General features: G+C 54.4%; 11 protein-coding genes. 3 read left to right on the top strand and 8 right to left on the bottom strand.

What is annotated here, in order from left to right; genetic code table 11:
- Window positions 1-68 (top strand): IS1 family transposase (locus FTE26_RS01195; protein ID WP_004209611.1); only part of this gene is annotated, 68 nt, incomplete at its 5' end.
- Window positions 69-103: 35 nt separating this feature from the next.
- Here the strand turns inward: FTE26_RS01195 and FTE26_RS01190 are convergent.
- Genes FTE26_RS01190 through FTE26_RS01180 form a run of 3 tightly spaced genes read right to left on the bottom strand, consistent with a single transcriptional unit; the run spans window position 104 to window position 3059 of the window.
- Window positions 104-1060, bottom strand: coding sequence for a lysylphosphatidylglycerol synthase domain-containing protein (locus tag FTE26_RS01190; protein ID WP_000045448.1), 957 nt, complete (start codon window positions 1058-1060; stop codon window positions 104-106).
- Window positions 1060-2301 (bottom strand): cardiolipin synthase ClsB, encoded by a 1242-nt coding sequence (gene clsB / locus FTE26_RS01185; protein ID WP_000650337.1) that lies wholly within the window; start codon window positions 2299-2301, stop codon window positions 1060-1062. Before clsB ends, FTE26_RS01190 begins: the two co-directional genes overlap by 1 nt.
- Window positions 2298-3059 carry an endonuclease/exonuclease/phosphatase family protein gene (locus FTE26_RS01180; protein ID WP_001113348.1) on the bottom strand — a complete coding sequence of 254 codons (762 nt, stop codon included), beginning with the start codon at window positions 3057-3059 and terminating at the stop codon, window positions 2298-2300. The genes clsB and FTE26_RS01180 overlap by 4 nt, the downstream gene beginning before the upstream one ends.
- A 132-nt stretch (window positions 3060-3191) precedes the next feature.
- On the opposite strand from FTE26_RS01180, the gene FTE26_RS01175 reads away from it, so the two are divergent.
- A complete protein-coding gene (locus tag FTE26_RS01175; protein ID WP_000871982.1) occupies window positions 3192-3602 on the top strand; it encodes a YbhQ family protein in 411 nt (136 codons plus the stop codon).
- Here the strand turns inward: FTE26_RS01175 and FTE26_RS01170 are convergent.
- The 5 genes from FTE26_RS01170 to cecR are packed head-to-tail and all read right to left on the bottom strand — an operon-like array spanning window position 3564 to window position 9205.
- Window positions 3564-4670: an ABC transporter permease gene (locus tag FTE26_RS01170; protein WP_000469031.1), complete on the bottom strand. Its 1107-nt coding sequence runs from the start codon at window positions 4668-4670 to the stop codon at window positions 3564-3566. The two genes, FTE26_RS01175 and FTE26_RS01170, sit on opposite strands and share 39 nt — an antisense overlap.
- Before the next feature lie 10 nt (window positions 4671-4680).
- The gene (locus FTE26_RS01165) at window positions 4681-5814 is read right to left on the bottom strand and encodes an ABC transporter permease (protein WP_000070131.1); all 1134 of its coding nucleotides are present in this window, start codon (window positions 5812-5814) and stop codon (window positions 4681-4683) included.
- The gene (locus tag FTE26_RS01160; protein WP_000996099.1) at window positions 5807-7543 is read right to left on the bottom strand and encodes an ATP-binding cassette domain-containing protein; all 1737 of its coding nucleotides are present in this window, start codon (window positions 7541-7543) and stop codon (window positions 5807-5809) included. Before FTE26_RS01160 ends, FTE26_RS01165 begins: the two co-directional genes overlap by 8 nt.
- On the bottom strand, window positions 7536-8531 hold the full coding sequence (hlyD, locus tag FTE26_RS01155) for a secretion protein HlyD (protein WP_001296990.1): 996 nt from the start codon (window positions 8529-8531) through the stop codon (window positions 7536-7538). Before hlyD ends, FTE26_RS01160 begins: the two co-directional genes overlap by 8 nt.
- A gap of 2 nt (window positions 8532-8533) precedes the next feature.
- Complete coding sequence (gene cecR / locus FTE26_RS01150; RefSeq protein ID WP_001296991.1) at window positions 8534-9205, bottom strand: DNA-binding transcriptional regulator CecR; 672 nt, start codon at window positions 9203-9205, stop codon at window positions 8534-8536.
- A gap of 228 nt (window positions 9206-9433) precedes the next feature.
- On the opposite strand from cecR, the gene rhlE reads away from it, so the two are divergent.
- Window positions 9434-10798, top strand: a complete 1365-nt coding sequence (gene rhlE / locus FTE26_RS01145) for an ATP-dependent RNA helicase RhlE (RefSeq protein WP_000007101.1) — start codon at window positions 9434-9436, stop codon at window positions 10796-10798.
- Window positions 10799-10921 lie beyond the last annotated feature (123 nt).

The following is a 10921-nucleotide window of genomic DNA, read 5'->3' as shown; positions in this document are numbered from 1 at the left end:
TCTCAAAATCGGTGGAGCTGCATGACAAAGTCATCGGGCATTATCTGAACATAAAACACTATCAATAAGTTGGAGTCATTACCCTAAAGAACTTAACTAAACTTCACATCGCCGCTTCATTTTTCGCCCGTAGCTTCTTCGCCTGGCTTTCCAGTAGCAGGTAACAGATCAGCGCCAGCAGCAGCGGGATAAAGTAATACAGGACGCGATAAGCGAGCAGGGCGGCGATAATGCTCCCTTTCGAGGTATGCTCCCCAGCCAGTAGTGCGATAAACACCGCTTCCAGCACACCGATCCCCGCCGGAATATGCACGATGACGCCAGCAATACTACTAACCAGTAACACGCCCAGTACAAAGAAATAGTTCACGCTTTGACCAAGTAACAGCCAGATAATCGCCCCCATTACCATCCAGTTAACGCTGGAAATCAGCATCTGAGCGAGGGCGAATTTCCATGAAGGCAGCACCAGCTTTTGCCCTTTGATGGTCATATGGCGGTGCTTCGCGAAAGCGCAAAACCACAAATAAACCGCGATAATCATCAGTAAGCCAATGCCGAGAATACGCAGCGTAGTTTGATCGACATACCAGTGATCCGGCAACTCCACCACGCCTGCGGTAAAGATAATCCCTGCCAGTAAAATATAGCCCAGCCAGTTGGTGGTAATACTGAGCGAGAAAATCCGCGTAATAGTGCTGCCCGGTAACCCTAGTCGGGAGTACAAACGATAGCGCATACCAATGCCGCCGACCCAGGTACTGAGCGTCAGGTTGAAGGCGTAGCAGATAAACGACACCAGCATCACCTGGCGCTTCGCCAGTTTGTGACCGCAGTAAAAGCGGGCGAGCAGGTCATAGCAGCCGTAAATCAGATAGCTGACGACCACCAGCCCGACCGCACTAAGCAGCGCAACGCGATTGTAGTCGCGGATGACCTTCCAGACCTCTTCCCAGTCCACTTTTTTGGCGTAGACCACCAGCAACACAATCACCGCGATAAAAAACAGCCAGGTGAGGATCTTCTTTGCTAAGCGCCAGCGCGGGTGTGATTTACTCATCAGGGTTTTACCCCCGTGTTTTCAGTTTCTACCCGATCCTGCGTTTCCATTGTCGGTTGTGCGGGCGGATCAACCTGCGCCAGACGTGGTGTGTGTGCCGGAAGCCAGCCAACCAGCGCCGGGAAGTGGCGTAAAAAGTGGAACGCCAGCACGCTTTTGGTCAGGTTCCACCAGGTGCGTTTCGGCAGCATGGTCTCATCGACCTGCTGACAATCTGCGGCAATAATGCCGTTCAGATTATCGCGCAGCGTCTGGTTAAAATGACGATCGTGGATGATGACATTTGCTTCGAGATTCAGTGACAAACTGAGCGGATCGAGATTACTGGACCCTACTGTCGCCCAGTGATCGTCCATCAATGCCACTTTGCCGTGGAGCGGGCGGCGGCGGTACTCAAATACCTGAACGCCGCCTTTAACCAGATAGTTATACAGCAAGCGCGCACCGACTCTGACAATCGGCATATCCGGTTCGCCCTGAATGATCAGTTTGATCCGCACCCCGCGCCGTGCCGCTTTACGCAAGGCGTGTAAAAATCGATAGCCGGGGAAGAAGTAGGCGTTGGCGATAATGACTTCTCGCCGCGCCTGAGTGAGCATTTTCAGATAGTGACGTTCAATATCATCGCGATGTTCTTCGTTATCGCGCCAGACCAGCAATACCTGCGCTTCTCCCGGCTGGCGGTTCTCTTCCGCTTTGTGATGACGTCGCCACCAGCGTCGTGCCGCGCTCTGTCCAGGCAGGTTTTCCAGCTCAAACTGGAGAATATCTTCGACAATCGGCCCTTCAAGGCGTACCGCGTAATCCTGTTTAGCCTCTGGACCGTAGCTGGACATATGCTCGGCGGAGTAATTCAGCCCGCCAATAAAGGCGATACGCGCGTCGATCACCACAATTTTGCGATGCATCCGGCGAAACACATTGGTGCGCATACCAAAAAGGCGAGGGCGGGGATCGTAGTAGCGAAATACCACGCCAGCTGCCGTCAGTTCATTGACAAACTCATCGCTGAGATCCGGCGAACCGTAGCCATCCAGCAAGACTTCCGCTTTAACCCCGCGTTGCGCTGCTGCCAGTAGTGCCGCATGCAGCTGTTTGCCGACGTCATCCTCAAACCAGATAAATGTTTCAAGAATGATGCGTTCTTGTGCCTCGCCAATCGCCTTAAACACCGCGGGATAATATTGCTCGCCGTTTTCCAGCAACTGGATCTTATTGCCTTCGCGCCAGCTACATTTCATAAATGAATCTCCGCACTTAAAGGGGCATGATCAGAAAGGTGTCGCCATGTCCGCAGCGGCAACGCGGTTGGCGCGCTGGCGCTGGCATTTTTGACGTAGATCCTGTCCAGTCGTAGTAGAGGAAATTGCACCGGAAACGTGCGCGCCGGGCGTCCGTGGGCGCGGGTAAAAATCTCATCCAGTCCGGCCTGCACTTTTAACGGATGATTAGCTTTTTGCCGCCAGTCATTGAAATCACCCGCCACCAATACCGGTTCGCCGTCCGGTAGCTCATTCACCCATTCGGCGAGCATCGCAAGCTGCGCCTGACGGTGCGCCTCACGCAGGCCCAGATGTACGCACATCACATGAATCGCTTTTCCGGTCATCGGTGGCACAATGCGGCAGTAGAGCACGCCGCGCTTTTCCGCACCATCGACCGAAACATCGCGATTCTCATAATGTTCAATGGGATAACGCGACAGTACGGCGTTGCCGTGATGCCCTTCCGGGTATACGGCATTGCGACCGTAGGCAAAATCGCTCCACATCGTGTCGGCGAGAAACTCGTAGTGCGAGGTATCGGGCCAGTTTTCCACATGCAGCGGATGAACTTCGTGCGCGCCCATCACTTCCTGCAGGCAAACAATATCGGCGCTGACGGTACGCACCGCGTCGCGAAGTTCCGGCAAAATGAAGCGTCGGTTAAACGCGGTAAAACCTTTGTGAATGTTGATGGTGAGCACCTTGAACGAAAATTGTTGTGTTTGATCGGGCATAATTTTCCTGTCTTTGCCTCTTATCTCATTGAAATAGTGTAGTCGGCGTCACAAAAAGGTGCGGTCTTACGGAATTTTCCGTAAAGTTCGGTACTCTGAGTAAGTAGAGATAAATTCTTCAGGAGAGAAGCCATGAAGTGGCAACAACGTGTTCGTGTCGCAACTGGTCTAAGTTGCTGGCAGATTATGTTGCATTTACTGGTAGTGGCGCTGCTGGTGGTGGGCTGGATGAGTAAGACTCTGGTTCACGTCGGCGTGGGATTATGCGCACTGTATTGTGTCACGGTAGTGATGATGTTGGTGTTTCAGCGCCACCCCGAGCAACGCTGGCGTGAGGTGGCAGACGTGCTGGAAGAGCTGACCACGACCTGGTATTTTGGCGCAGCGCTGATTGTGCTGTGGCTGTTGTCCCGTGTACTGGAAAACAACTTTTTGCTGGCAATTGCAGGGCTGGCAATCCTTGCCGGCCCGGCGGTAGTGTCTTTGCTGGCGAAAGATAAGAAGTTACATCACCTTACGTCTAAACATCGCGTACGCCGCTGACCCTGTCGTGGCCGTTATCACCAGTAGCGGCCACAAACTATTCCACACAATATCCAGACTCGCATCCTTCAAATAAATCTGCTTGGTAATGTCCGTAAAGTGGCGAATAGGGTTAATCCACGTCAGGTTTTGCAGCCATACTGGCATGTTTTCCACCGGAGAAACGTAACCGGAAAGGAGAATGGCGGGCATCATAAAAACAAACACGCCGATAAACGCCTGCTGTTGTGTCGAGCAGAGTGATGAAATCAACAGACCGAATCCCACCAGCGATAAACCGTAAATCACCATCGTAAAGTAGAACAGCGCCAGCGATCCGGCGAAGGGGATTTGATACGCCCAGATACCAATCGCCAGCACAATGGTGGCCTGGAAGGTGGCGACAATTAACGCCGGTACGGCTTTGCCGATGAAGATCTGCCAGGTGGTGAGCGGCGAAACCAGTAGCTGATCGAGCGTACCTTGTTCACGTTCGCGGGCGACGGAAAGTGAAGTGACGATCATTACGCCGATAGTGGTGATCATGGCGATCAGCGACGGCACCACAAACCATTTGTAGTCAAGATTCGGGTTATACCAGTTGCGTACCACCAGCTCGCTGTTGTTAGGTTTCGGTTTTCCTTCCAGCAGCTCCTGCTGATAATTTTTGACGATCTGTTGCAGGTAGTTGGCGGCAATTTGCGCACTGTTGGAGTTACGCCCGTCGAGGATCAACTGCAACGGCGCGGTCTGGAAGGTATCCAGTTTGCGCGAGAAGTCAGCCGGGAAACGCACCAGTAGTAACGCCTTTTGTGTGTCGATGGTTGGGCGGATCTCCTGTGGGCTTTTCAGCAGCAGCACATGAGTAAAGGCGCTGGCGCGGGCAAAACGTTGGGTCAGCTCCACCGAATGCTCGCCGTTATCTTCATCGTAGATGGCGATGGTGGCGTTAGTCACTTCCAGCGTGGCGGCGAACGGGAACAGAATCACCTGAATAAGCACAGGTAAAATCAGAATCGCGCGGGTTTGCGGTTCGCGCAGCAGCGACTGCAACTCTTTGCGGATTAACGTCCATAAGCGATGAAACATGCTCTTCTCCCTAATCCAGCCGACGTTTGGTTTTCAGCCACGTCAGGCCGATAAACATCACCGCCGAAGCGATCAAAAACAGCACGTTTACCACCAGCACCACTGGAATATTCCCGGCGAGGAACAGGCTTTGCAGGGTGCTGACGAAATAACGAGCGGGAATAATGTACGTCACCGCGCGGATCACCGCGGGCATACTGTCGATCTGAAAAATAAAGCCGGAAAGCATAATCGACGGCAGAAAAGCGGCGTTCAGGGCGACCTGAGCGGCATTGAACTGGTTGCGGGTAATCGTGGAAATCAGCAGCCCCATCCCCAGGGTACTGAGTAAAAACAGGCTGGAGATAAAAAACAGAATCAGCAGCGACCCGCGATACGGCACGCCGAGAATAAACACTGACACCAGCATACACAGCAACATCGCCAGCATCCCGAGAAAGTAATAAGGGATCAGCTTACACAGCAGCAGTTCCGTGCGGGTAATCTCCGTAGAGAGCAGAGCCTCCATGGTGCCGCGTTCCCATTCTCGCGCCACCACCAGCGAGGTGAGAATCGCGCCGATGACCGTCATGATAATGGTCACCGCACCGGGGATAATGAAGTGCTGGCTAATCGCCGCCGGGTTAAACCAGTAGCGGGTTTGTACATCAATAAGCGGCTCAAAGGTCTGCCCGTTGTCCTCCGCCCGCTGCATTTGCCAGATCTGCCAGATCCCTTCGACATACCCCTGCACAAAGTTAGCGGTATTCGGCTCACTGCCGTCGGTGATCACCTGAATCGGTGCGGTGGCGTTGGCGCGCTCCATCTGTTCGGCGAAATCCACGGGAATAACCACCAGACCGCGAATTTTCCCCGCCTGCATTTTGGCGATCAGTTCCTGACGGTTATCGCTGATGGTGGCGTCGATGTAGGGCGAACCGGTCATGGTGTGGGTGAAATCCAGCGCCGCTTCGCTACGCTGTTCCAGCAAAATCCCGACCCGCAGCTTGCTGGAGTCGAGGTTAATGCCGTAACCAAAAATAAACAGCAGTAGCAGTGGGATCACTACCGCAATCAGCCAGCTACTCGGATCGCGAACGATCTGCCGCGTCTCTTTGACGCACAGCGCCCGCACGCGACGCCAGGAAAGGATCGGGTTACTCATTGCTATGCTCCTTATCCCAGTCGTGGATCAACTGAATAAAGGCTTGCTCCATGGTGGGATCGGGTTGCTCATCGTTAGCCGACTGTGCTTTCAAATCGTCCGGCGTACCGCTGGCGATTAATTTCCCACGGTACACCAGGCCGATGCGGTCGCAATATTCCGCTTCATCCATAAAGTGGGTGGTGACCATCACCGTGACGCCTTTCTCTACCATGCTGTTGATGTGCAGCCAAAATTCACGGCGGGTGAGGGGATCAACGCCGGACGTCGGTTCGTCGAGAAACAGAATGTCCGGTTCATGCATCAGCGAGCAGGCCAGTGCCAGCCGCTGTTTAAAACCTAATGGCAGTTCATCGGTGGCGTGGGAGGCGATACTTTTCAGGCCGAACGCCTCGCTCATACGGGAGATTTTTTCGTTCTGCGCCCGACCGCGTAAGCCATACACACCAGAGAAAAAGCGTAAATTCTGTTCGACCGTCAGGTTGCCATAGAGCGAAAACTTTTGCGCCATATAGCCGAGATGCTGGCGCGCTTTACCGGAACTCTCTTTCAGATCCATCCCCAGCACCAGCGCCTGACCGGAGGTCGGCACCAGCAAGCCGCACATCATCTTAAAGGTGGTCGATTTCCCCGCGCCGTTTGGCCCGAGCAGACCAAAAATCTCCCCTCGTTTAACGGCAAAGTTGACGTGATCGGTGGCGGCAAAATCACCAAATTTCTTGGTTAGTTCTTTCGCTTCGATCACCGTCTCGCCGGGTGTGCCTTCTACCGTATGCAATATTGCACCCAGCGGCGATTCCGAGGTTCCGGCACCGCCCAGCAAATCAATAAACGCATCTTCAAAACGCGGCGTAGTTTCGTTGATGTTGATTTCCGGCATCCCTTCGGCATGGCGAATATCGTCTGGTGTGGCCTCTTTTTTGAGGATCAGACGTACCGATTTCCCCTGAATCATGCCGTCGCTGACCTGCGGCAGTTTCAAGGCGCGTTGCAACAGTTTGCGGTTGCCCTCGTGTGGACTGGTCATCAGAAAGCTGCGTCCGGCCATGGTTTGTGTCAGGGCTTTTGGTTCTCCCTGATACAGCAACTCGCCTTCGTTCATCAGTAACACGTCACGGCACTGCTCGGCTTCGTCGAGATACGAGGTACTCCAGAGGATTAACATCCCTTCGCCCGCCAGCTCATGCACCATCTGCCACAGTTCGCGCCGTGAGATAGGGTCAACGCCGACGCCGGGTTCATCGAGCAGCAACACTTTCGGTTCGCCCACCAGGGTACAGGCCAGACCGAGTTTTTGTTTCATCCCACCGGAGAGCTTGCCCGCCAGGCGTCCGGTAAACGGCCCAAGAGACGTAAACTCCAGCAGGCGAGCAAAAGTTTGCTTACGTGCCTCGCCGGTGACGCTGCGCAAATCCGCGTACAGATTGAGGTTCTCCATCACCGTGAGATCTTCATACAGACCAAATTTCTGCGGCATATAGCCGAGCACGGCGTGCAGCGCGCCGTCGTTTTTGATTGGATCAAAGCCAATCACCGTGGCATTGCCGCTGTCGGGTTTCAGTAATCCCGCCAGCATCCGCATTAGCGTGGTTTTACCTGCACCGTCCGGCCCCACCAGCCCCGTCACATAACCGGCGTGAATGGTACAATCGAGCGGCGCGACGGCGGGCTTGTCCATGCCCGGAAAGCGTTTTTCCAGGCCGTTCAGCGTGATAACGGCATCATTCATGTCCTGCCTCGTTACCGAATTGCACCGTCACCGGCATTCCCTGGCGTAACGCATCATCGGCGTCGGTCACCACAATACGCAGGCGATAGACGAGGTCGGTACGCAGATCCGGTGTTTCGACGGTTTTCGGGGTAAATTCAGCAGTCGGCGAAACGAAACCAATCTGTCCGTGATAGGGCTTGTCCGGGCGACCATCGGTATAAAGCAGCACTTTGCGCCCCGGCTGGGCCTGGTCAAGATTCCGTTCATCAACATAGGCACGTACCCACACCGGACGCGTTAGTGAAACGGTAAACACCGTGCCACCTTCATTGAGAACCGTGCCTGGCTCCACCGCGCGCGTTAACAGCGTGCCATCAGACGGTGCTATCAACGTTGAGTCCTGTAAATTCAGCTCCGCCTGCGCCAGTTGCGCCTGCGCCTGTTCGAGGCTGGCTTTCGCCTGAGCGATGTCCTGTTCACGGTTACCGGAACGGTACTGACGCAATTTATCCTGTGCTGATTTCAGCGTTGCCTGTGCCTGGTCGCGCGAGGAGCGGGCATTTTCCAGGTCATTTGCCGAAATGGTGCGGCTTTTCCACAGTCCTTGCTGGCGGTTATAGAAGTTCTGCGCATAGTCATAGGCGGCTTGAGCCTGTTTCACCGCTGCGGCGGCCTGAGCGATTTCTTCATCGCGATACCCGGCAAGCATCAGATCATACTGCGCCTGTGCCACCGAGACGCCCGCTTTCGCCTGCATCAGGGCAATCTCATACGGCTTGTGATCCAGTTCGCCCAGCACCTGGCCCGCTTTGATCGCATCACCTTCGTCCACCGCCAGCGATTCAACGCGCCCCCCAACACGGAAACTAAGATTTACCGTACGAATATCCACGTTGCCATACAGCGTCAGGCCGTTATCCTGGCGGCTTTGATACCACCAGTAGCCTCCGGCAACCACGGCGGCAAGTACCACTACCGCCAATCCGATCACGACAGGTTTTTTCATCACTACAAACTCCTTTGCGATAATCCTTGCAAAATCAGGTCGATATGACAGGTCACCGTCTGGTTGATCAGTTCGGTCTTTTCTTCATCGAACGCGGTCCAGCCGGTACGTAACAGAATTGTTTCTTTGCCAAGACGGAACGCCAGAATCTCACCAATCAACGCATGAGTATGGAGGATCATGCGGGTATCGTTGGCGTCGCAGCCGGTCCAGGCGGCAATCAGGCGTGTCAGGTGGCTGTGTAGCGGGCTAATCACCTGTTCGTGCACCAGGTGATAGGCTGCCGTGGGAGAGAGCTGCTCACGGGAGATAAACTTGCTGAGGTTGACGGTGTCATCCTGGGTGAGCAGCTTAATCATGTTCCTGCAGGCGCGAAGGATCAGTTCACGGATGGCTGCGCGATCAGGCTGTGGTTGTGCGAACAAGCGTTCGGCCTCTTCGGCGTGCGGACGGAACTGCTCGCCAATAAAATCGGCAATCCACTGGGCGCAGGCGAGGTACAAATCTTCTTTCGAACCGAAGTAGTAGGTGATGGCAGCGATATTCTGCCCGGCCTGGGCGGCTATCTCGCGGGTGGTGGCGTTCATTCCATATTCACCAAACTGCGCCAGTGCGGCAGCAATCAGCTGTTTTTTCGCCTGTTCACCCTTGATTGTCATGGCAGGATTATTCATCGCACAGTCCATTCTTAATCAAATGATTGATTAAGATTATGACTCCATAGGGGAGTTGTCCAGTATGGCTAAGAATTTTAGCTACGCCAGTCACAGGGATAATTTATGCGCTGCGTCACAAAAACTGCTACACTCCGCTCCCTCATGACATTGTGGTTTTTGTCATTTTCCTTTTCAGTATCTCCCTGAAAACTACACCGGTAACGGTCGGGGCGGTTCGGAGTAGTTATGTCTTTCGATTCTTTGGGTTTAAGCCCTGATATCCTGCGCGCCGTTGCCGAGCAGGGTTACCGTGAACCCACCCCTATTCAGCAGCAGGCGATCCCTGCGGTGCTGGAAGGCCGCGACCTGATGGCTAGCGCCCAGACCGGTACCGGTAAAACAGCGGGCTTTACGCTGCCGCTGTTGCAACACCTGATCACTCGCCAGCCGCACGCCAAAGGGCGTCGTCCGGTACGTGCGCTCATTCTTACCCCGACCCGTGAACTGGCTGCGCAGATTGGCGAAAACGTCCGTGATTACAGCAAATATTTGAACATTCGTTCGCTGGTGGTGTTTGGCGGTGTCAGCATTAACCCGCAAATGATGAAGCTGCGCGGCGGCGTTGATGTTCTGGTGGCAACACCGGGACGTTTGCTGGACCTGGAACATCAAAATGCAGTGAAGCTGGATCAGGTTGAAATCCTCGTCCTCGATGAAGCTGACCGCATGCTCGACATGGGCTTTATCCACGATATCCGTCGCGTGTTAACAAAACTGCCAGCGAAACGCCAGAACCTGCTGTTCTCTGCGACCTTCTCTGACGATATTAAAGCCCTGGCGGAAAAACTGTTGCACAACCCGCTGGAAATCGAAGTGGCACGCCGCAATACCGCGTCTGATCAGGTGACCCAGCACGTTCACTTTGTCGATAAGAAACGCAAACGCGAATTGCTGTCGCACATGATTGGTAAAGGGAACTGGCAGCAGGTGCTGGTGTTTACCCGTACCAAACACGGCGCTAACCATCTGGCTGAGCAGCTCAATAAAGATGGCATCCGTAGTGCGGCGATCCACGGGAATAAATCGCAAGGTGCGCGTACCCGTGCGCTGGCTGATTTTAAATCGGGTGACATTCGCGTACTGGTGGCGACCGATATCGCTGCGCGCGGTCTGGATATCGAAGAGTTGCCGCACGTCGTCAACTATGAACTGCCAAACGTACCGGAAGATTATGTCCACCGTATCGGGCGTACCGGTCGTGCGGCTGCTACCGGTGAAGCGTTGTCGCTGGTGTGTGTTGATGAACACAAACTGCTGCGTGATATCGAAAAACTGCTGAAAAAAGAGATCCCGCGCATTGCGATTCCGGGCTATGAGCCGGACCCGTCAATCAAAGCCGAACCGATCCAGAACGGTCGCCAGCAACGTGGCGGCGGCGGTCGTGGGCAAGGTGGTGGTCGCGGTCAACAGCAACCACGCCGTGGGGAAGGTGGCGCAAAATCTGCAAGCGCGAAACCTGCAGAAAAACCGTCTCGCCGCCTCGGCGATGCCAAACCGGCAGGCGAACAACAACGTCGCCGCCGTCCGCGTAAACCTGCCGCTGCGCAGTAATCTTTTATGCCGGGCTATGCCCGGCATCAGGCTGATGAACAAACGCAAAACTGCCTGATGCGCTACGCTTATCAGGCCTTGTATTATCCCTCCAGTGCAGAGAAAATCGGCCAGTTTTCTCTG

The organism is Escherichia sp. S10b (genome assembly GCF_028421345.1).
Lineage (GTDB): Bacteria > Pseudomonadota > Gammaproteobacteria > Enterobacterales > Enterobacteriaceae > ECMA0423.
Note: the sequence above shows the minus strand (reverse complement) of the source record. Positions and strands in the feature narration are given on the sequence as shown.